Here is a 19,331-nt window from a genome sequence, read left to right on the forward strand (position 1 = left end):
GGTCCATTTAATTCAGCGTTTTTGTATGGCGCTTAAAAAGAATTCCGACAATCATCGTGAGGGTTATCAGGAGATAAAGGGCGAACCACCAAATCGTCCAATAGGTTGAGACGAAATCCGAAAAGCTGATAATATTCTCATGGATGCCATTTGAGAGCACAAAAACGAAAACTCCGGCCGGCAATAAAAAAGGGCGGTATGTCGAGTGCCTGGAGATGGACTGAAAGCCTAGCATGGCGCATAGAAAGCAAATGGTGATTTTTACAAAAATCCCAAAGATCCAGGCGATCCCGATCAGCACTTCCACCCGTTCAAGCAAATCGATGATGTCAATATCCCGCATCAGTTCAAAGGTTGAATAGGTTTGTCTCTGAACGAGATCATAGCCTTGAATGCCAATGCTGAACAGAACGATGAGCACAAGAATGATCCCTCCTGTAAACAGGGAAAAAAGATAGGCCGCGGGAATGTTTTTTTTCTTGCTCATATAGCCGGTAAGAGAAAATAGGAGCAGCATTTCAAGAAAGGGAAAGCCGATTGTCGTATAGGCTCCGCTCCAAACAGGTTTTATTCCGCGGTAAAGAACAGGTTTAAGATTAGAGAAATCAAACTGATTGATGACCAGAATAAAGGAAACAAAGAGGAGCACCATGACAATCGGCGTGTAAAACTGATTCACCCTCGCCAGATTATTGGGTCCGTAATAGACGGAATAGAGTGAAATCAAAATAATGGCAGCCTGAAATGTGAAACTGCTTGCCTCGGGGCTGATAGAGGTAGTCATGAAGTTGCTCAGGTTCCTGACGACATAAGCTGCTAAGTGAAGGGAATAAAAAATGATGACGATGTTTATCGCCGTCCCCGCATAACGGCCTGCTGCCTGCTCCATGACAGAAAATATGGAGGCGTAATGAAACTGCTTCAGACAGATCAGAAAAATGACGTTCAGCAGCAGCCCTGCACCCAAAGCGAAAAGCATGGAAAGCCAGGCGTCATTTCTGGCATAGGCTGCCGTCAGCCCCGGTGCCATGAGGATTGAACTGCCTGTCACAAAGCTGATATTAAGCAGAAAGAGCTGCGCCTCAGTAAGTTTGTGATTCATTGCATACCTCCAAGGATGAACCGGATAACCGGGCTGAAGACGGTCCGGGTCCAGTCGGCAAACTGAAACAGGCCAAGCTTCATGATATAATCCGCTGTATAAGCCAGAGTAAAAAGCCAAAAAATCGAAAGGACAAGTACAAAACGGCGATTAGTTGTCTTCATACATGCTCTTCATCCTTAACCCGGTATTTTCAATCGTAAATGTAACATCTGTACTCAGCCTGGCCTCCTGGTACAGTTCTTCCCATCTTGGCTCCCACTTCTTAAACAGCGAAGGGTCGGCTTCAAAAATAATCCGTCTCAGGCCGAACGAGTCGGTGCTGTTGTCTTTTACCTTTTCAAATACAGCCTGAAGTTCCCCGCTGATTTTCTTTTCTGCCAGTTTCTCAATTTGTTTAATCTGCCCCGAATTGTCGAGGGACTTGCTGCAGGATGCTTCCTGGACGAAGCCCTTGATGCGGATGCGGGTCTGAAAAGACGGGACATCTGCTTTTACATATGATAGGGAGCCTTTCATATGCTGCGCAACAAGAATGATGGAACCGGATTTCGCATTCGGACAATCAATTGTGTAGACAGATGGCCCTGAAACAAGTCCCTTCATTAGTCCGAGCGAACGTGATTCATCATATGTAAGCCAGTCAACCAGCTTGTCTTTTTTAAATAATGCAAGGCCGGTAATTGTAAAGCTGTTCGGATTTCCATCGATACTGGACAAATCTTCCGTCTTGCTGGCTGCCTTTTGATTTTGCTGTTTTTCCACTCCGAAAATGAAGGGCTCCTGATGAGGATTGGCAAACCATTTTAAAATGTATTTTAATGTGATGCCTGCTCTGAAACCCATTGAGCTTTTTGTGTTTGGAATCCGCGATTCAAGCGATAATGCCGGCATCTTCTGGATGGGCGTATACATCTTCAGAATGGAGGAGGAATCAGAATCTTTGGCAATTAGAAAATTGACGTTCCTTCTCATCTGATAAAATCGTTCTGTAAATTCAAGTACCGGCAGAAGACCCTCTTCCGCTGCAAAACGCTCACTCACGACGATGGTTGATACATGAGAGAAATAGAGTTTCCGCGAAATGGTGTTTTTAGCCTTTTGAAGGATCTCGCTCGCATTTTCCCCCTCAAAAGAATAGGTATAAACTGGGCCTCCCGATCCGCCGCTTGGCGCGCCGCTCTGCGAGGCAGCCGTGCCGCTTGGATTGATGACCTGAAAGTGCATCAGCATTCCCTCCCCGCTCCTATCAATTCCGATTCCGGATACAACGATCAGATCATTCAGCTCTGTCCGGCCGCAGCCGGCAATCATTAGCATCAGGACGGAGAATACATAAATTGCTTTCATTTTGCCTTCCCGCTTTCAAGTTTCCTTTTGTACTTAGAATAGAACGCTGTCTGCGTCCACCAGAGAGGGAATCGCAGAAAGCTGTCTTTTTGTTTCTCAGCTTTAAAAGGAGCGAAAGGTTCAAAGTACGGTACACCGAACGTCTGCAGCGAACTCAGATGAATAGCAAGGGCAATCATAAACATAATCATCCCGTAAATTCCAAGTGTTGAGGCAAGAAGCATCAGAAAAAACCGTAGCAGCCTTCCTGTTCCGCTGAAAGAATAGTAAGGAGAGACAAAACTCGCAATCGCAGTCAGCGAGACGACAATAACAATTGCAGGCGAAACAAGCCCTGCAGAGACGGCGGATTCTCCAATGACAATTGCGCCGACAATGGACACGGCAGAACCGATCGGCCTTGGCATCCGAATTCCAGCTTCTCTTAAAATCTCAAAAATCAGCTCCATGAGCAGGGCTTCAAGAAAGGCGGGAAAAGGAACTCCCTCTCTCTGGGCGGCGAGACTGACCAGCAGATTCGGGGGAATCAGTTCCTGGTGAAAGGTGGTTACCGCAATATAAGACGCCGGCAGTGCAAGGGCTATGATGTATGAAATCAGCCGGATGAAGCGGATAAAGGTCGCCAGGTCAAAGTGATTATAATAGTCCTCTGCAGCCTGAAAAAAAGACCAGAAGGTGGCCGGTGCGATAATGGCAAAAGGTGTTCCCTCCATCATTATGATCACCTTGCCCTCGGCAATGGCTGCTGCTGCAACATCCGGCCTTTCCGTCGACTGAAAGGCCGGAAACGGGGTAAACCGCCTCTCCTCCAACAACTCCTCAAGCATGCCCGTATCAAAGACTTTGTCGGTTTTAACTTTGTCTATTTTCACAAGCAGTTTATTGAGAACATCACGGTCTACAAGCTTTTCCATATAACAGACAAGAAGTTTCGTTCTTGTCACATTCCCGATTGTGCGCGGAAGAAAATGCAGGGACGGCGTGGAAATTCTTCTTCTCAGGAGTGTCATGTTGATTTGAAGGGATTCAATAAAGCCCTCTCTCGGCCCTTTTACCATCGTCTGCGTCTGAGGCTCTTCAATCGACCTGTAAGGCCAGTATTCCAAAGGAATGGTATATGCTACCTTCAGCCCGTCAATAAATAGAAGAACGCTGCCGTTTAACAGTGATTCGAGCAGCTGCTTGTAATGAAAGGCTGCTGAAAGCACCGCAGCAGGAGAAATAAGATTCTCAATCAGGGTCTCTCTGTCTGCACCCCCGGCTTTCAATGATTGCTGATGGACAATGAGCGGTTCAATGACCGTTTCCTCAAGCTGATGTTTATTAATGATTCCATCGAGATAGGCGATGCCGAATGTGAAGACCTCCTGTTCATAAACCAATGTTTTCAAATCAGCGCTTTTCCCGAATATGGCAGATAAGCGCTCCATGTTTTCACAGGCATTTTCCATGATTTCCTCACCTGCAAATTGCTCGAGCTCGCCCTGTTCCTTCTGAATTTGCTGAAGCTTTTTTGATTCATTGGTTTGTTCACTCATGTCAGGCCTCCACCTCCTTATGGAAGATTATTACATGTAGTATGAGGCAAACACTGGTAAAGTATGAGCTTTCCCCTCAAAAAAACAGCCCTGCTCTCTTGAGCAGGGCTGTTTTTTTGGTTTTCATTTTCTTGAAAGTGCTTTTCCCGCGAGTTTTTCAAACACGCGCGGCATGAGCTGATAAAAGCTGCTGCCGGCATTCATCCAGCCGGGCAGGTTGATTTCGCGCTTTTCGGTCATCATGGCGCTGACGATTTTTTCAGATACTTTATCGGGATCAAGCATAAAGCGCTGAACATTTTTTACGTACGTTCCGCTTTGATCGGCGATGTTGAAAAAATTCGTCTGGATTGGTCCCGGATTGACGGATGTTACGTGAATGCCGGTGTCGACAAGCTCCATCCGAAGGCTGTTCGTGAAGCCGAGAACCGCATGCTTTGTGGCTGAGTAAAGGCTTGATTTTGGTGTTGCGAGCTTTCCGGCCTGCGAGGCGATGTTGATGATGTGGCCGTCGTTCCGTGCTCTCATCCCCGGCAGGACCATTTTGGTGCAGGCAATCAGTCCGAATACGTTCACCTCAAACATGGAGGTCATTTCATCCAGTGTAGCCTCTTCCACTGTGTTAAAGATGCCGAAGCCGGCGTTGTTGACGAGCACATCAATTTGAGGGACACTGTCCAAAATCCGGGCGAACGTCTGCGCGACAGCATCCAGGTCGCTTACGTCGAGCGGATAATACGTGCAGGTAACGCCATATTGATCAGAGATTCGTTTTGCTGCTGCGGCAAGCAGGTCAGCCCGTCTGGCAATCAGGATCGGGTGTGCGCCGCTTGCAGCTGCGAGTGCGGCCATTTTTTCGCCAATTCCGCCTGAAGCGCCTGTAATGACGACATAGCGGTCTTTCAGTTTTTGATTCAATTCGTTCACCTCAGCAAGAGTAAAGGATGTGTACCCCTTCCATTTGACCCTTAATTTCCCCCATCGCTTCCAGATAATCCAGCTGTCCCACCGTTTCTGACATCGTGAGCATCATCTGCTTCTGATAAAGACGCGGGAACAGCCTTTCGGATACTTCAAACGCTGTCATCGGTTTTTCTTTTAAAAACGACAGCACTTCATAGGCGCGTTCTTTTTGTCTTTTCAACCGATATTGTATCAGTTCGTGCGGATTTGCGACAGTTTCACCATGCCCGGAATGCACACTTGAGAGCGGTATTTTCAAAAGAGCCTCAAAGGATTCATTAAACTGCAGCTGCGGTTTCGGCCGCACCCCGCCTTCCATAGACGGTTCCAATAATGGATTTGCAGATATATGCTTCAGGATATGGTCTCCCCCAAACATCATGCCATACTCAGCCCTGTACAGCGCGATATGCGTCTGAGCATGCCCAGGTGTCTCAATGACGTGCCACCCGTTCATTCCCGGCACAGGGTCCCCTTCTCTGAGATCTGATGAGAGCTCCCGTTTGCATGAATATTTTAGATTTGATACAAATCTTGCGAGGTACGGAAGCTGCTTCTCTTCTACGCCCAACTCGGCAAACAGCTTCAGAAAAAAGGTCTTTTGCTCTTCCATAAATACCTGATCCTGGCTGATCCACGGAGCATTGTAGCGGTGACCAATCACTTCAGCCGACTCGGGCAGATAATCGAGCAGCCCGACATGATCCGGATGGTGGTGGGTCAGAATTACCTGCTCAATGTCTTCCGGACGGTATCCGGCATCCTTCATCTGGGCTGTAAGAGCGGCAAATGCCTCCGGTGTTTTCGGACCGGCATCAATCAGCGTCAGGCGGTCTCCTTTTACAAGATAAACGTTCACATCCCCCACCGGAAAAGGCGTCGGGAGGGTGATAGGGATTATGTAATCTGATTTTAATTTCATACCATCGTCCTCATTTTGTTATTTTTATATATGACTACTATATTCAATACATGTAAAATGAATGCTTATTCACCTATTATTAAGCCTATTTTACACGTTCCCTGCAAACGTGTCATTATTTTCAAATAATTCACCGGTTATTATTGAAAAAATACTCCTTGACAAACGCCTGTCCAACCTCGCATAATGATGAACAACTAATATGCTTTAACGCGCGAATGCTGCAAAATAAATAACGTAATGAGCTGTGAACAGGAATAGTAAATCCGCAATGATGAACAGAGAGTGAAACCCGCCGGCTGAAAGGTTTCATCATCCTCTTGCCGCTTGAACCTGCCCTGTGAGCTTTCAGGCAAACCTGACGCTGCCCCTCGATACGGGAGCATAAGCTGGAGTGATTCACGTCGCTCAATGAAGGTGGTACCGCGGAAACCGTTTCGTCCTTTTTTTACTGGATGAGGCGGTTTTTATTTTGAAAAAAATTTCAGGAGGAAAAAGATGAAAAACATCGCATTTACAGGTGCAGGAGCTATAGCCGAAGCCATCATCAACGGGTTAATCAGCGACGGTGTCTGCCTTCCTGGCCAACTAATTGTCACGAACCATTCAAATGATGAACGCCTTTCATTTTTAAAAGAGTCCTACGGGGTCTCAGTCACCAGAGACAAGCGCGAAGCTGTCAAACATGCCGGTATCATCATTCTTGCCATGAAGCCGAAGGATGTCAGATCAGGAATTGAAAGCATACGGGAGCATGTGAAGGACAGCCAATTAATTATTTCTGTCCTTGCGGGAATTTCCACTGAAACGATCCAGGATCTGTTCGGAAAAAAATTGTCCGTCATCAGAGCCATGCCAAATACATCTGCAGCCATCCGGAAATCGGCGACCGCCCTTGCCTGCACATCAGAAGTCAGCCAGGCGGAAATGGACGCAGCATCAGAACTGTTCCGTGCAATCGGTACGGTCGTGCACGTTTCAGAAGATCAGCTTGATGCCGTAACAGGCCTTTCAGGAAGCGGACCTGCCTACATCTATTACTTAGCAGAGGCACTGGAAGCAGCGGCGGCCGATAATGGCATTGAAGCACACACAGCAAAAGCACTCATCGCCCAAACTTTCCTCGGAGCGGCCGAAATGCTCCTGCACTCAGGAAAACAGCCGGAAGTTCTCAGAAAAGAAGTAACAAGTCCGGGGGGCACAACAGAGGCCGGCATTGCAAGGCTTGAGCACTATGCCGTTAAAAAAGCATTAAGAGAATGTGTGAAAACGGCGACCGAACGCTCTGCCGAAATGGGTGAATTGTTTGCAAAAAACGCTCAAAAAGAGCATACTTGATAAGATAAAGGTGCAGGAAAAAAAGCAGCCTTGTTGAAATAAAAAGAAAACGAAATGTCACATTTACAGACAGGTGGTAGCATGTATACAGTTTTTTCGACCTTCGATGTGCCGGATGAAAAGGCCGAAGAAGTCATTTCCATATATCAGAACCGTTCAAGAATGGTAGATGAAGCAAAAGGATTCGTTGATTTTCTGCTTCTGCAAAACGATAAGCGAGCGGGAGAATTGACGGTCCAGCTGCTTTTTGAAAGAAAAGAAGACTACATGAACTGGGTCAAAAGCGAGGAATTCAAGAAAATCCATGACCTTGAAAAGAAGTATCCTGATCAGGAGCTTGCTGCCGTCATTCCCAAGGTCAAGCAATACAAGGTGGTCGCCCGATGAGCTTTTTCCCTGCGGATCAGATTGTCTATGAAGCAACCGAGAAAATCTATCAAAATGAGCCTTTCCTTCTTGAGAGATTCGGAGAAAAAGGCAAAGAAAAATGCAGAGAAGACAACCATCATCATCTTAAGCACCTTCAAACCGCTTTTGATCTGCAGAATGCACAGGTATTTACAGACTACGCCATCTGGCTGAACGGCATTCTTGTCAAACACGGCATGAAAACGCAGCATTTGATTGATAACTTTGATTACCTGGAAGAAGTGCTCATTGAAATGGAGATTCAGGATCAGGAGAGAGTGTCTGCCTACCTGGCTTACCTTAAAGCCGGCACAGATGCACTAATGAAAGAGAAAGAGAAATAAAGAGAAATGAGGTGCTCTGTATGAAGAGTTCAGCAGCTTTTGAGTTTGCAAACCTGCTGTTAGACGGCAATGAAACAGCCGCTGTTCAGCTGGTTAAGGACCACAGTCACCTGTCACGGATCCAACTGTTTGAAGAGTTGTTTACCCCCGCCATGCAGCATGTCGGGGACTTATGGGAAAATAATGAGATTACGGTTGCAGATGAACACCTTGCAAGCGTTGTGTGCGATTTTATCCTTTCGACCCTCTATCCGCTGGAACAGCATCCGGAGTCAGAAAACAGAAAAAAAGCTATGCTGCTTTGTGTAGAAGGCGAGCAGCACTATCTCGGGCTGAAGATGGTCAACAGCCTGTTTGATCAGCAGGGGTGGGAAACTCATTACCTTGGGCCAAATCTTCCGCTTGAATACGCCATAAAAAAAGCCGAGCTCTGGAAACCCGAAGTGATTTGTCTTTCAGTATCTATCGTGTACCATCTTCCGAAAGTCAAAAAGTACATTGATGCTCTCTCTTCTCTTCCAAATCACCCGGTCATCCTGCTCGGCGGACGAATTGTCAGCCAGTATGATATCAGTCCATACAGCTCTGGAAACACAGAAATCATGTACGACCTGAAATCGGTGGACAACTGGCTGAAGAGACACAATCAAATCAAAATCAGCAGCAGCGTTTCAGCTGCTCCGGTACGTGCAGATAAAAGTCTGACCCGATCTTAAAAAAAGCGGCCGGACGACATCCTGTTAAAGGATGACGTCCGCCGCTTTTTTGCGCTCTGCAAGACGGATACTGGTTTTTAGCCAGACAGGTGCATTGGGATGAGCAAAAATTTCCTCCGCTGTCATCCAAACAGCCTCCGAAACTTCCTCTTCGCTTTTCGGATGAGCCGTCCCGCTTTTATATTCACATAAAAACACGATGTTCACGACATGAAAGCCGTCATCTGACTCAAACGATGCACTGTGAACATAACGGACTTCATCCTTAACCACAACATCTGTCTCCTCTTCCACTTCCCGCTTGACCGTATTTTCCAGAATATCCATTACAGCGCCTTCTTTTTCGGTTTTTCCGCCGGGCAGGGAAAGCAGCCCTGCGGCGTGCTCTTCCCTCATGCTGCGTTCAATGATGAGCCATTTGTCTTCTTTAAAAACAGCCCCTTCTGCGTTTACGATGAACATGCTGTTTCCCCGTCCCTTCATTCGTCTAAATGCTTACAAAGCCACTCAACTGCAAGCTTTTCCACTTCATCAAGATGCTCCATAAAACTGTGTGAAGCTCCATCAATCACCTCAAGTTTTGAACCTTGGGGCAGCAACTTCATTCCCCTTTTGGACGTCTCTAAAAGCATTCTTTCTTCTTCGTCCGCATTCCCGTGTATGATCAGAACTGGACAGGCAACGGCCGACAGCAGCTCCATCTGGTTCCCCTGTTCAAAATCATGCAGCATCTGCTGATCGATGATGATTTGTTTCCGGGGACCTGAGGAAAGATGCTCTGTGATCACTCCTGTTTCTTGCAGCTCTCTCATTTGCTCAGCTGTGAAGTGATCATTCCAGTTGTACGTATGCGGACCTGTTGACGCACCTGTCAAAATCATCGTGCTCACTTCTTTTGTATAACACATCAGGCAGATTCTGCTTCCGAGGCTGTGACCGTAAAGGACAATCGATTGAAAGCCGCATTGTTTCGCGTATTCAATGACCGACTGAAGATCATCCTTTTCTTTTGCCATCGTCAGCGTATCGTCATCACTCTCGCCGCAGCCGCTGAAATCAAAGGCAAGCACGTTCCATCCGAGCGACTGGAAGACAGCGGCAAACCGGTCGAACCGGCCACGCGATGACTTGTCAGACGTAAACCCGTGGCACATGATGACAAGTCTGCGGGAATCGGCTTCATATAAATGACCGATCAGAGCCAGTCCTCTTGAATTTTTCAGCTCAATCCTGACGCAGTTCATCACTGTCTGCTTTTTTAAAGATTTGTTTCAAAGTATAGTTCAAGAGCTCCGGACACGTTTCAAAGGAGTACGGCAGATGAAGACGCTCTGTCCACTTATGCGGGTCTTTTCCGTAAGGGCCGACGTTTAAAACAGGAATATTCAGCTCTTTTATTTCATCAAGCGGCAGCTTATAGTGATCCCCGTAGATTGGCATGTTGGCCGTCAGCTCGCGGATTGACTCCTCACTGTCACGCAACTGAAGAAAGCTCAAATCCGAAAGGCCCGCAAAGTACTCCTGATTCACAAGAGAGATTCCGAATTTGCTGCCGGCATAGCTCTGCACATCAGACAGTACATCCTGGATAAACGCGTCCTCTTTTGACGATACAGACGGATAAAACGGCGGACTGTAAAACACGACGATTAAGGGAGCAAGCTCCTTGCACAACCCCGACAGACCTGAAACGATTTTGTTTGTAAAATGGCGGTCATCAAGATCACCGCGGTTGGCTTTCAAGTAACCTATATGCCTGTTGACTTCCTCTTCGCCGACTTTTTGAACGGCGTAGGCAAGCAGTTCGTCATAGGACATGACCGTGACCCGATAGGATGCAGGGGTGTAACCGACAGACCGGCTGTAATGCTTTGCCTTCTCGTCGTAAAACTTCTCCACCCGGCGTGCAGCCGCTGAAGCTGTATTCATCAGCATCCCGTGCAGCTCAAGCATGCTGCGCTTCATCGTCAAAATGTTGAACAGCGAAACGGCCTCATGCGGAATCTGCACCGAATACTCCTCTTTCAAATCTTTCTGCATAAGGTTCATCGGCGGCGGCGTCACTTCTCCGCCTGCTATCTCTGAATATTTTTCATTCAGCTCAAGCAGCCTGTTCAGCTCGGAAATGATTAAATTCGCGTTCAGTCCAGAAAAAGGCTCGCCTACATGCGTTTCCACCCCGCTGCAGTAAAACCCGGCCAGCACTTTTCCAATCGACCCGCTGTACACATAGAAATTCTCATCATTCGGATACCTCGAAAACATCGGCTCTGAATTGACGCATGCCGTGTAGGAAAGACCGTATTTTTGTTTCAGCTTTTGAAGAACAGGCACAGCCCCGAGCATCCCTGCTGAATTTACTTCTTCATCAGGAACCGTCAGCAGGAGCAAATTTCCGTCAAACTCACCGTTCATCGCCTGCTCAAGCATGCCGAGCTGAACCGTCAGTCCCGCCTTCATATCCATCGTTCCGCGGCCAAACAGCCAGTCGCCTGTTTCAAGATCCTCTTTCACCGGCTGCGGAAGAAGATTCGCCGAGTTCGCAAGTTCCTTTGTCAGCTCGTGCGGCCGGAAAGCAAGATGCTCAAGATGACCGTAATCCTTCACATCCACCACATCGAAATGGCTCATCAGGATAACCGTATCTTCCGTTTCTTTTTTGCTTTTAACAAAAGCCGTCAAAAAATAGCGGCCGTCTTCAAGGGGATGCAGTTTCACATGATCCGGATGTTCTTTGAAATAAGGAAAATCATTCAGCACATAATAAAGATGCTGGGCAAGGGCAATCTCATCCTTTGATCCCGTGATGCTCGCAAGATTCACTAGTCCTGTTAAAAGCTCTGTCAGCTGCTGTTTCGATTGCCATTTTGCTGTCATGATGAGACCTCCTAAAATAGATGCTGCTTCTATTTTAAAGAATTTTCACAATTTTTAAAAGAGGGTCATTTTGAATATGTGGAGTGGATTTGGAGGAGTGAATTTGCAGTTTTGCTACCCTGTATTTTCGGTACTTCTGATTATAGGGATGCATTTTATCTTTTTGGTACCCTTTATTTTCGGTGCTTGCGATTATGGGATAGCATTTTCCCTTTTTACTACCCTATATTTTCGATGCTCGAGATTATGGGATAGCATTTTCCCTTTTTGATACCCTATATTTTCGGTGCTCGTGATTATAGGGCAGCATTTTCCCTTTTTGCTACGCCATATTTTCGGTGCTTGAGATTATGGGATAGCATTTTCACTTTTTGTTACCCCATATTTTCGGTGTTTGCGATTATGGTGCAGCATTTTCACTTTTTGCTACCCTGTATCTCCGGCACCCCTAATTATAAGGATGCATTCACTCAATGCTCCATCGTCAGGCAACTTACATGAAGTCTTACCGCAAAGCTGATATACTTTTTTTATGAATTTCACTCAGGGAGGCAATTAACATGAAGAATCACTTATTTACACCATACACCGTAAAAAACGTCACACTTAAAAACCGGATCGTGATGTCTCCGATGTGCATGTACTCTTCACACCGCGAAGGCGGAATGGTCGAGGATTTTCATATGACCCATTACATTAGCCGCGCCATTGGCGGTACGGGGCTGATCATGATTGAAGCGACATCTGTTACGCCTCAGGGCAGAATCTCTCCGCAGGATCTTGGCATCTGGAGCGATGACGATATCGAAGGTTTGAAAAAATTAGTTGACGGCATGAAAGAAAATGGCGCCAAAACGGCGATCCAGCTTGCACATGCCGGAAGAAAAGCCGTGCTCGAAGGCGAGATTGTCTCACCATCCGCCATTGCATTTAATGAAAAAAGCAAAACACCTGTCGAGATGACAACAGAAAAAATTAAAGAAACCATTCAAGCTTTTAAAGACGGAGCAATCCGTGCGAAAAAAGCTGGATTTGATATCATCGAGCTTCACGGCGCACACGGATACTTAATCAACCAGTTCCTCTCACCGCTTTCCAATAAGCGGACAGACGAATACGGCGGCAGCAAAGAAAACCGCTACCGCTTCCTGAAAGAAATCATCGATGCTGTTAATGAAGTCTGGGACGGACCGCTGTTCGTAAGGGTATCTGCAACAGATTACACCCCTGAAGGACTGAACGTAGAAGATTACATGGATTACTGCTCATGGATGAAAGAACAGGGAGTCGATCTGATCGATGTCAGCTCAGGTGCCCTTGTTCCTGCAGACATCAAAGTCTTCCCTGGCTACCAGGTGAAATTTGCCGAGCGCATCCGCGAAGGAGCCGGCATCGATACTGGAGCTGTCGGCCTGATCACAACCGGAACACAGGCTGAAGAAATCCTCGGAAACGGCCGCGCAGATCTTATCTTCCTTGCACGCGCCCTGCTCCGTGACCCATACTGGCCGCGAACTGCAGCAGCTGAACTTGGCGTTGAGATTGAAGCGCCTAAGCAGTATGCGCGCGGGTGGTAAGCCTTAGTGTAATGAGCTAGAAATATATAAGCACGCAATTCAGCACCGCTTTTGGCGGTGTTTTTTTGCATGCGAAAAAAATCATTTGAAATGAGTTGAAGGGGCAGATAGACAATGAGAAGCAATAAATGATAAACAATCCATTTTATTTTGATTGGACTCTTTTTTATCATCGTGTTCACACTAAATATAAATATTGTAAACCCAACAAAATTTATCAGCATATTTTCTGTAAAACCCAGATCATCAAAATTAATACTGGCCAAAAGCACTCCGATAAGCATTAGAAATAATGCAAACATTGTTTTCAACTATCTTCCCCTCTTTCTTCTGCATGGGCTTATAGATTGAACTTTTAATCTTCACAATTTTTTATTTCGTCATACAACGCCTGCAAAGTTTGTAAATTGATTAACTTACCATTGTCCGCTTTTTAAAATAAATCACTTCCGGATCCCCTTCATCCAAATTTTCCACCATGCCGCTTTCAACGAATCCATTAGAATGAAAGACTTTTTGCATACCTGTATTAGATCGATTCGTTGAAGAAAAAATTTTCTCTGTTGCAGATGAACTCACCATATAATCAATGAGCAAACTTGCAATTCCCCTGCGCCTCTTGGATGGAGACACAATAATGAGAGAGATAAACGCACACTCAAAGAAGCTGGTATAATGAATAAGAAACCCTGCAATCTCCTCTTCTTCCTTAGCAATGAGACACTGTCCATTCTCGATAGCACGTTTTATGATTTCCCGTCTGCTTGAATTATCAATTACCTCACTGTCTATTTCTACTAACCTATTTAAGTCTGCGATATCTGCAGCAAGCACTCTGTTCATGTTTTCGCTCCTTTAAAATTAGCAACTCTTAATACTACTTTACAGACTTATCCATTTCTATTTCCTGAATACAATCTGCAATAACTTCGCATTTTTTTATTGCCCAAATGTAATGACTGGACGTGTTTGCTTCGAAATAGCTGTAAAGATTACTTGTTTTTGTCCACTTATAGTATTTTTTCATCATGATTTCTTCATTTGTATGTAAGTTGATTAAGTGCATTACTCTTCCATGGCTTAACCTTACTTTTTTAACGGCTTGATTAAGAGTTACATCCTGATACCCTTCCCAGATTTTCATGTTGAGCAGTTTGATGCTGCTCCACTTATAACCGGGTGCTGGCATAAAAGGCTGATCCCCATCCATGCCTTCCCGGTACCATCTCTCAAGCATGGCATGCCATTCATAAAGATGCATCAATACATCGCGAAAATTTTTGTCCCTCTCTTGAGTATCAATAGAAATCGTTCTTTTTCTGACAGGAACAGACTCAATTTTTTCAAGCAATGAACTAAAATACGTTTCGCTGTTAAACAATAGAATCTCTTTTTCACTAGTCATACTAAGCTCCTTATTTACCCCCAATTATGTTCCCACTTCTTAACCACTTATCCTTCTGCCTTTAATGCCCCATGCAGCACACGCATAGCCTGCAATGCATGCTGACCCCAATGAGATTCAAAGGTGAATTTCCAATGCCATGTTGCTTCCGACCTTCTATAGTTTTGAAACAGCAGGATCCCTTCCTTTACATCTCGATAAATATCATGAAGATCATCATTTAAACTGCATGCGACAGGTTCTTCATACGTGTATGGATCAAACAAGGCCCAATAATTGGCCATAACTCCAAGGTTGATATCTGGTAAAGCAAAATCCAATGCAGTAATCTCCTCTTCAGCAAGGTTAGATTCTGGAAGAGTCAAAGCTGCTGCATACAATGATGAAATCGTTTTAAGAAGGTTGATTACTTTGTCTGACTCAGAGAATACTGAGAAATTTTCTATCAGATGACAGTATTCTGATGCCTTGTTTAAAAATGCTTCCGCTTCTTTTACATACATTTTCTCTAGGTAACCTGCCTTCATTTAATAGTTTTCCAGTTCCGTTTCGAGATCCTTAAGTAGATTATCTATACTTACCGCTGCCGTTTCGTTTCCTAAAGGAAAAATAGATGGGTTAATGCCAGCCTTTTTCATGCCTGTAAGCCAATTTTCAATAAAATCATCTAAGGTGATTGACCTTGCTTCATATGATGCCCACTCTTTTACAGCACTGATTTCTGCAAATTCTTTTTTAGGAAAAAACGGAATGAATAAGTTCCCATCTTCATCCCTGGAAGTTGCCCAGCCGTCGTTGAACAAACCCCAGACTTCTTCATAGTCAGTGACTTTTTTTATAAAATACTCATATCTTACATTTTCTGGAAGCTTATTAACTGCGTTAATTTCTGCATTATTTATTTTAATTTTAATCATTCCTTACCGCGAAATGTCTCCATTTTAAAAAGTAACTCAGGATGTCCCATTCTACATTTCTTCTAAAACCGCCTTAACAAATTCCGTTTTTTCTTCTGCATATTTATGTTTATCATTCGAATTTGAGCTTGCTAATGCAAGCTTCAGTTGTTCATATTCCTTTCTCTTCTGCTCGTTCCTGCTCAGGTAATCTCTGAATCTCAGCTGTTCTGCTAAGAATTTATTATCCGTTTCGTACATATGAATCTGGTGTGTTCTCGGTTCTCCTTTATTGAAGTAATGCCTTTCCGGTAAAACGTTCGTGCCTCTGTAAGCGTAACCTATTTTCTCCAGGGCGGGTGCACACTTTTCTCCGTCTGAAAAAGCATGTATTTCTATAGCAATATCAATGATTGGCTTTGCACTAAGACCTTCAATGGCTGTACTTCCAATGTGGTGAACACGATGGATGTAAGGACCAATTAAATCTTGGATGTGCTGCTTTTCTATTTCAAACTCTTTTTTCCATTCGTTCGTCCATGGTACTAAGAAAACTTCACCTCTGGGTAATCCGAGCATGTTGCGTCCTCTTTCTATTTAAATGAATTTGATATTCAACTGCTTTCATTAACACCACCAATGCCCCGGCCTATCCAAATCCACCGGAATCTTAGTTTGAGCATCACCAATAGCGGAATTAATTTGGGACTGTGTCAGAAAAAGAGCTTCCCTCAGGTCAGCACCCCTTAAATCCGCATCCCTAAGATCAGCACCAATGAAATTAGACCTTCTTAAATCACTGTTGCTTAAGTTTGCTGCTATCATCAATTTCCCGCGAAAATCTTCCCCCTGCAAGTTCAGCCCTTTTAAATTTGCACCTATGAAATCCGCAGCCTTTCTGCTCTTTTTCTTTTGACTGTTATCATTCATTCTGCTTCTGTACAATTTGCTTGTTTCTATTAACAGAGCATTCACCTTGCTTCTATGTGCTGACACATCTATTTGTAAAATAGCTTCCGGCTTTCTTAAGGTCAGCTCGACCGTTTCCTCATAACTGTTTTGAAGACTTGCTCGAATGGACTGTGTTTCTTTTAGATGCAGGGCCTGCTTAAGGTAGAACAGCATTTCGTGAAGCTGCTGCACGATTGGAAAAACTGCAAACATCTCTTCCGCATGCTCTTTATTATCCCGCCAGTCCCGGCCGTTATAGATCGTCTGAGAAACATGCTGGCCGGCGCCGAAACACTCATAGGATACACACCCGCGAAAGCCTTTTTCCCTCAATTGACTGTGAATGGCGCACAAATTAGTGGAACATAGATTCCCGCATGGATCTCCGGCGTCTTTATTAAAAGGGAAATCGGCTGATTTTCCATAAGGCAATGCGACACAGCATAATCCAAAGCAATTTTGACAGTCAGATTTTAAATGATTGAGCATATTTAGCACTTCCTGTTTATTCATTTCTCAAACGCAAAACAATTTTTCTCTATGTGTTCCCCTCGGTCTGAAGATTTAATTATTATATCAAACCGCTCGCTGTACGGATGCATAAATAACTTGTACTGTATCCGGCGCTGATTGTGGGAAAAGCGCAAATACTCTTTATCCGTTCCACGTTCAAGAACATCCCGGTTCATTCTTCTGGCCAGTTCTGTTTCGTCATCCGTATAAAAATAAATGTTCAAATCATAGAGTTCCGGGTTCGTGAAAGTAACAGCCATTCCCTCGACAATTGATATCCTTTTCTTTGAATCAATCAACATACTTTTAGAGTAAGGTGCATCGATTGTAAGAAAATCTAAACCCTGCCTGATCATCTGCACATCTCTTTCCAATGCAGGCAGATGATGAGCAGCTGGGTGGCAGGCCGTCATTTTAAAGCAATGATTTTCGTTTCCGTAGCTGTAGTCTATTTTGGCATGTCTTCGAACATCTGAACTTATTATGTAAGGATCTGTATTTAAATAATTGGCATCCTCTTTATTCAATGCGTCCAGGAGTTTAGCTGCAAAGGTGGTCTTCCCTGCAGCCCCGTGGCCTGAAATGCCAATTATGATTCTTTTCTTTTTACTGCCAGTCCACTTTATGATGTTCTCTGTTAATTGATTCATGTCTTCAACCCTTCGGTAATGTATATAAACTAATAAAAAAAGCGAATGAAAAGTACAATTCCATAAAGAGGTATGCCGACGATCAGCATTCCCGCTAAAAAGTAACAAATACTTTTGAAGATACCCTTGAGAAAATCAGAGATTGATCCAGCGAAATGGTCTATAAAATTCTTCATGACTCACACCTTCCATTTAATAAAATTGAATTCAGGTAATTCTTGAAAACCATTAACCTAACGAGAAAATGCTGATTAAATAATCCTCTTTAGGAAAGTCACCATTTAAAAAAGTTCTGACTCCACTTTAGCATAATTATCCAAATTTATAACAGTACTTCTTTTCAATGTTATCCATCAATCTAAATGATGTTTGACAATCTCCCTTCTATCAACTATTATCATTACTGATAACAATAATAATTAAGGGTGAGAACAGTGACCAAGGCCAAGATGGATTTAATCCTGCATCCTGTCCGAATGCAAATTATCCAGCAGCTCTCCAGGAATGATGCGACTGTGAGCCAGCTGAAAGAATGGATTTCCGATATTCCACAGGCAACTCTTTACCGCCATTTAAATATTCTTAAGGAAAATAAGATTATTTTTGTAAAAGAAGAACGGAAAATAAGAGGTGCCGTTGAGAGGACGTATGCGATTGAAAAGCAGAATCCTGTGGTGTCTTTGGAAGAGCTGAAAAGTATGTCCGGTGAAGAACATCTGAATATGTTTATGACCTTTTTATCTAACGTGACCGGACAGGCCAAAAGTTATTTGCTTGCGAATCCCGATCTGTCCAATGATTCATTTGGATACAGCCAAATCGATCTCTACCTCACAAAAGAGGAAGTTGAGGATTTATCTAAAAGCATGAATGAGCTCCTGAGCCGTTTTATAACCAATAAACCTTCCTCGCAGAACGAGAAGGTTACTCTGATTCAAATGCTTTTACCAGAGCCCAAGACTATCAAAGGAAGTGCTGACTAACAATGTTAACCCGTTTTTATCGTAAAGTGTTTGAATTAAACGGTCATCCGGCCGCTGCAAGATTACTTAAAAGGTTTGCGCAATCTAAAGCCAGTAAACCTTTCACAGGTTCATTTTCAAGACTGTATAAATTGAATTTGCAGGAAGCAAGCAAAAATCTTCAAGACTATCAGTCTCTTCACGATCTTTTCACCCGTGAATTAAAACCGGGCGTCCGCCCGATTGCAGGAGAACAGGATGCGTTCGTCAGCCCGAGTGACAGTGTGTTGTCGGTGGTTGATCACCTGACTCCTGAAAGCAGGTTTGTTGTGAAGGGACAGGAATATACAGTGGAAGAGCTGCTTGGGTCTAAAAGCGAGGCTGCGGTATATTCAGGCGGACAAGTGCTGATCTTTTATTTAAGCCCCACTGACTACCACCGGGTTCATGTCCCAATGGATGCAAAAGTTGAAGACGTATATACATTGGGGAAAGAAGCGGCTCCCGTTAATACAATCGGATTAAAATACGGACTCCGCCCGCTGACGAGAAATTACCGCCTGGTGACGAAATTCAACGCAGCCGGAGTACCATTTGCACAGGTAATGGTCGGTGCTCTAAATGTAAATTCCATTGAAAGAACAAATCATCAGCACGATGTGCGCCGCGGCGACCCATTTGGCTACTTTTCATTCGGCTCAACTGTTGTGATTTGTGTGCCGAAAGGACATCTTGAATTTACCGGAAAGACAGGACCTGTCAAAATGGGCGAGCAAATTGGCAGATGGAAATCTTCTGGTAAAATTCCGAATTTGTAGT

Annotated in this window: 23 protein-coding genes; 7 read left to right on the forward strand and 16 right to left on the reverse strand. The window is 44.5% G+C overall.

Annotation, left to right across the window (positions count from 1 at the left end; genetic code table 11):
- Window positions 1–7 precede the first annotated feature (7 nt).
- The 6 genes from JOJ89_RS13445 to JOJ89_RS13470 all read right to left on the reverse strand — a co-directional run bounded on the left by JOJ89_RS13445 (window position 8) and on the right by JOJ89_RS13470 (window position 5,875).
- Window positions 8–1,102 carry a GerAB/ArcD/ProY family transporter gene (locus JOJ89_RS13445; protein WP_203287803.1) on the reverse strand — a complete coding sequence of 365 codons (1,095 nt, stop codon included), beginning with the start codon at window positions 1,100–1,102 and terminating at the stop codon, window positions 8–10.
- Window positions 1,099–1,266: a hypothetical protein gene (locus tag JOJ89_RS13450; protein ID WP_203287805.1), complete on the reverse strand. Its 168-nt coding sequence runs from the start codon at window positions 1,264–1,266 to the stop codon at window positions 1,099–1,101. Before JOJ89_RS13450 ends, JOJ89_RS13445 begins: the two co-directional genes overlap by 4 nt.
- A complete protein-coding gene (locus JOJ89_RS13455) occupies window positions 1,253–2,452 on the reverse strand; it encodes a Ger(x)C family spore germination protein (RefSeq protein ID WP_203287807.1) in 1,200 nt (399 codons plus the stop codon). The genes JOJ89_RS13450 and JOJ89_RS13455 overlap by 14 nt, the downstream gene beginning before the upstream one ends.
- Window positions 2,449–3,990 (reverse strand): spore germination protein, encoded by a 1,542-nt coding sequence (locus tag JOJ89_RS13460; protein ID WP_203287809.1) that lies wholly within the window; start codon window positions 3,988–3,990, stop codon window positions 2,449–2,451. Before JOJ89_RS13460 ends, JOJ89_RS13455 begins: the two co-directional genes overlap by 4 nt.
- 123 nt (window positions 3,991–4,113) lie before the next feature.
- A complete protein-coding gene (locus tag JOJ89_RS13465) occupies window positions 4,114–4,908 on the reverse strand; it encodes an SDR family NAD(P)-dependent oxidoreductase (RefSeq protein WP_203287811.1) in 795 nt (264 codons plus the stop codon).
- Window positions 4,909–4,918: 10 nt separating this feature from the next.
- Window positions 4,919–5,875 (reverse strand): MBL fold metallo-hydrolase, encoded by a 957-nt coding sequence (locus tag JOJ89_RS13470; protein WP_203287813.1) that lies wholly within the window; start codon window positions 5,873–5,875, stop codon window positions 4,919–4,921.
- Between the two features lie 498 nt (window positions 5,876–6,373).
- Between JOJ89_RS13470 and proC the strand changes: the two genes are divergently transcribed.
- The 4 genes from proC (at window position 6,374) to JOJ89_RS13490 (ending at window position 8,681) form a co-directional block, all read left to right on the forward strand.
- Window positions 6,374–7,213, forward strand: a complete 840-nt coding sequence (proC, locus tag JOJ89_RS13475; RefSeq protein ID WP_203287814.1) for a pyrroline-5-carboxylate reductase — start codon at window positions 6,374–6,376, stop codon at window positions 7,211–7,213.
- A gap of 81 nt (window positions 7,214–7,294) precedes the next feature.
- Window positions 7,295–7,600, forward strand: coding sequence for an antibiotic biosynthesis monooxygenase family protein (locus JOJ89_RS13480; protein WP_029280018.1), 306 nt, complete (start codon window positions 7,295–7,297; stop codon window positions 7,598–7,600).
- Window positions 7,597–7,965: a globin family protein gene (locus JOJ89_RS13485; RefSeq protein WP_029280016.1), complete on the forward strand. Its 369-nt coding sequence runs from the start codon at window positions 7,597–7,599 to the stop codon at window positions 7,963–7,965. Before JOJ89_RS13480 ends, JOJ89_RS13485 begins: the two co-directional genes overlap by 4 nt.
- Before the next feature lie 20 nt (window positions 7,966–7,985).
- Window positions 7,986–8,681: a cobalamin B12-binding domain-containing protein gene (locus tag JOJ89_RS13490; RefSeq protein ID WP_081870163.1), complete on the forward strand. Its 696-nt coding sequence runs from the start codon at window positions 7,986–7,988 to the stop codon at window positions 8,679–8,681.
- A 24-nt stretch (window positions 8,682–8,705) separates the two neighbouring features.
- Here JOJ89_RS13490 and JOJ89_RS13495 read toward each other — a convergent pair whose 3' ends face one another.
- The 3 genes from JOJ89_RS13495 to JOJ89_RS13505 are packed head-to-tail and all read right to left on the reverse strand — an operon-like array spanning window position 8,706 to window position 11,558.
- A complete protein-coding gene (locus JOJ89_RS13495) occupies window positions 8,706–9,143 on the reverse strand; it encodes an NUDIX domain-containing protein (RefSeq protein WP_029280014.1) in 438 nt (145 codons plus the stop codon).
- Window positions 9,144–9,160: 17 nt separating this feature from the next.
- Window positions 9,161–9,925, reverse strand: a complete 765-nt coding sequence (locus JOJ89_RS13500) for an alpha/beta hydrolase (protein WP_203287816.1) — start codon at window positions 9,923–9,925, stop codon at window positions 9,161–9,163.
- Window positions 9,906–11,558 carry a M20/M25/M40 family metallo-hydrolase gene (locus JOJ89_RS13505; protein WP_203287818.1) on the reverse strand — a complete coding sequence of 551 codons (1,653 nt, stop codon included), beginning with the start codon at window positions 11,556–11,558 and terminating at the stop codon, window positions 9,906–9,908. The genes JOJ89_RS13500 and JOJ89_RS13505 overlap by 20 nt, the downstream gene beginning before the upstream one ends.
- Before the next feature lie 560 nt (window positions 11,559–12,118).
- Here JOJ89_RS13505 and namA point away from each other — a divergent pair.
- Window positions 12,119–13,135: an NADPH dehydrogenase NamA gene (namA, locus tag JOJ89_RS13510; protein WP_203287820.1), complete on the forward strand. Its 1,017-nt coding sequence runs from the start codon at window positions 12,119–12,121 to the stop codon at window positions 13,133–13,135.
- Window positions 13,136–13,546: 411 nt separating this feature from the next.
- Here namA and JOJ89_RS13515 read toward each other — a convergent pair whose 3' ends face one another.
- From JOJ89_RS13515 to JOJ89_RS13545, 7 genes are read right to left on the reverse strand one after another with little or no spacing between them, the layout of a single operon-like run.
- Complete coding sequence (locus tag JOJ89_RS13515) at window positions 13,547–13,978, reverse strand: GNAT family N-acetyltransferase (RefSeq protein ID WP_203287822.1); 432 nt, start codon at window positions 13,976–13,978, stop codon at window positions 13,547–13,549.
- A gap of 34 nt (window positions 13,979–14,012) precedes the next feature.
- On the reverse strand, window positions 14,013–14,540 hold the full coding sequence (locus JOJ89_RS13520; RefSeq protein WP_203287824.1) for a ClbS/DfsB family four-helix bundle protein: 528 nt from the start codon (window positions 14,538–14,540) through the stop codon (window positions 14,013–14,015).
- Window positions 14,541–14,587: 47 nt separating this feature from the next.
- The gene (locus JOJ89_RS13525) at window positions 14,588–15,067 is read right to left on the reverse strand and encodes a DUF5063 domain-containing protein (protein WP_203287826.1); all 480 of its coding nucleotides are present in this window, start codon (window positions 15,065–15,067) and stop codon (window positions 14,588–14,590) included.
- Complete coding sequence (locus tag JOJ89_RS13530) at window positions 15,068–15,457, reverse strand: DUF2750 domain-containing protein (RefSeq protein WP_242524610.1); 390 nt, start codon at window positions 15,455–15,457, stop codon at window positions 15,068–15,070.
- A gap of 51 nt (window positions 15,458–15,508) precedes the next feature.
- A complete protein-coding gene (locus tag JOJ89_RS13535; RefSeq protein ID WP_203287828.1) occupies window positions 15,509–16,015 on the reverse strand; it encodes a GrpB family protein in 507 nt (168 codons plus the stop codon).
- Between the two features lie 48 nt (window positions 16,016–16,063).
- A complete protein-coding gene (locus JOJ89_RS13540; protein WP_203290349.1) occupies window positions 16,064–16,876 on the reverse strand; it encodes a pentapeptide repeat-containing protein in 813 nt (270 codons plus the stop codon).
- Window positions 16,877–16,896: 20 nt separating this feature from the next.
- Complete coding sequence (locus JOJ89_RS13545; protein WP_203287830.1) at window positions 16,897–17,550, reverse strand: uridine kinase family protein; 654 nt, start codon at window positions 17,548–17,550, stop codon at window positions 16,897–16,899.
- 434 nt (window positions 17,551–17,984) lie between these two features.
- Here JOJ89_RS13545 and JOJ89_RS13550 point away from each other — a divergent pair, with 434 nt between their 5' ends.
- Together JOJ89_RS13550 and JOJ89_RS13555 are read left to right on the forward strand one after the other, a co-directional pair.
- Window positions 17,985–18,533: a helix-turn-helix domain-containing protein gene (locus tag JOJ89_RS13550; protein WP_203287832.1), complete on the forward strand. Its 549-nt coding sequence runs from the start codon at window positions 17,985–17,987 to the stop codon at window positions 18,531–18,533.
- 2 nt (window positions 18,534–18,535) lie between these two features.
- Entirely contained in the window at window positions 18,536–19,330 is a 795-nt protein-coding gene (locus tag JOJ89_RS13555; RefSeq protein WP_203287834.1) for a phosphatidylserine decarboxylase, read from the forward strand.
- Window position 19,331: the final 1 nt, after the last annotated feature.

It is taken from the genome of Metabacillus sp. cB07 (assembly GCF_016839225.1).
In the GTDB taxonomy this organism is placed as follows: Bacteria; Bacillota; Bacilli; order Bacillales; family Bacillaceae; genus Bacillus_P; species Bacillus_P indicus.

Bases quoted from the DNA above. Each gene is read 5' to 3' on its own strand.
- JOJ89_RS13460 (WP_203287809.1), bottom strand. From the start codon at position 3,990: ATGAGTGAACAAACCAATGAATCAAAAAAGCTTCAGCAAATTCAGAAG.
- JOJ89_RS13490 (WP_081870163.1), top strand. From the start codon at position 7,986: ATGAAGAGTTCAGCAGCTTTTGAGTTTGCAAACCTGCTGTTAGACGGC.
- JOJ89_RS13545 (WP_203287830.1), bottom strand. From the start codon at position 17,550: ATGAATCAATTAACAGAGAACATCATAAAGTGGACTGGCAGTAAAAAG.
- proC (WP_203287814.1), top strand. From the start codon at position 6,374: ATGAAAAACATCGCATTTACAGGTGCAGGAGCTATAGCCGAAGCCATC.
- JOJ89_RS13495 (WP_029280014.1), bottom strand. From the start codon at position 9,143: ATGTTCATCGTAAACGCAGAAGGGGCTGTTTTTAAAGAAGACAAATGG.
- JOJ89_RS13540 (WP_203290349.1), bottom strand. From the start codon at position 16,876: ATGCTCAATCATTTAAAATCTGACTGTCAAAATTGCTTTGGATTATGC.
- JOJ89_RS13470 (WP_203287813.1), bottom strand. From the start codon at position 5,875: ATGAAATTAAAATCAGATTACATAATCCCTATCACCCTCCCGACGCCT.
- JOJ89_RS13445 (WP_203287803.1), bottom strand. From the start codon at position 1,102: ATGAATCACAAACTTACTGAGGCGCAGCTCTTTCTGCTTAATATCAGC.
- JOJ89_RS13530 (WP_242524610.1), bottom strand. From the start codon at position 15,457: ATGATTAAAATTAAAATAAATAATGCAGAAATTAACGCAGTTAATAAG.
- JOJ89_RS13480 (WP_029280018.1), top strand. From the start codon at position 7,295: ATGTATACAGTTTTTTCGACCTTCGATGTGCCGGATGAAAAGGCCGAA.
- JOJ89_RS13505 (WP_203287818.1), bottom strand. From the start codon at position 11,558: ATGACAGCAAAATGGCAATCGAAACAGCAGCTGACAGAGCTTTTAACA.
- JOJ89_RS13535 (WP_203287828.1), bottom strand. From the start codon at position 16,015: ATGCTCGGATTACCCAGAGGTGAAGTTTTCTTAGTACCATGGACGAAC.
- JOJ89_RS13455 (WP_203287807.1), bottom strand. From the start codon at position 2,452: ATGAAAGCAATTTATGTATTCTCCGTCCTGATGCTAATGATTGCCGGC.
- JOJ89_RS13485 (WP_029280016.1), top strand. From the start codon at position 7,597: ATGAGCTTTTTCCCTGCGGATCAGATTGTCTATGAAGCAACCGAGAAA.
- JOJ89_RS13500 (WP_203287816.1), bottom strand. From the start codon at position 9,925: ATGAACTGCGTCAGGATTGAGCTGAAAAATTCAAGAGGACTGGCTCTG.
- namA (WP_203287820.1), top strand. From the start codon at position 12,119: ATGAAGAATCACTTATTTACACCATACACCGTAAAAAACGTCACACTT.
- JOJ89_RS13525 (WP_203287826.1), bottom strand. From the start codon at position 15,067: ATGAAGGCAGGTTACCTAGAGAAAATGTATGTAAAAGAAGCGGAAGCA.
- JOJ89_RS13515 (WP_203287822.1), bottom strand. From the start codon at position 13,978: ATGAACAGAGTGCTTGCTGCAGATATCGCAGACTTAAATAGGTTAGTA.
- JOJ89_RS13520 (WP_203287824.1), bottom strand. From the start codon at position 14,540: ATGACTAGTGAAAAAGAGATTCTATTGTTTAACAGCGAAACGTATTTT.
- JOJ89_RS13555 (WP_203287834.1), top strand. From the start codon at position 18,536: ATGTTAACCCGTTTTTATCGTAAAGTGTTTGAATTAAACGGTCATCCG.
- JOJ89_RS13450 (WP_203287805.1), bottom strand. From the start codon at position 1,266: ATGAAGACAACTAATCGCCGTTTTGTACTTGTCCTTTCGATTTTTTGG.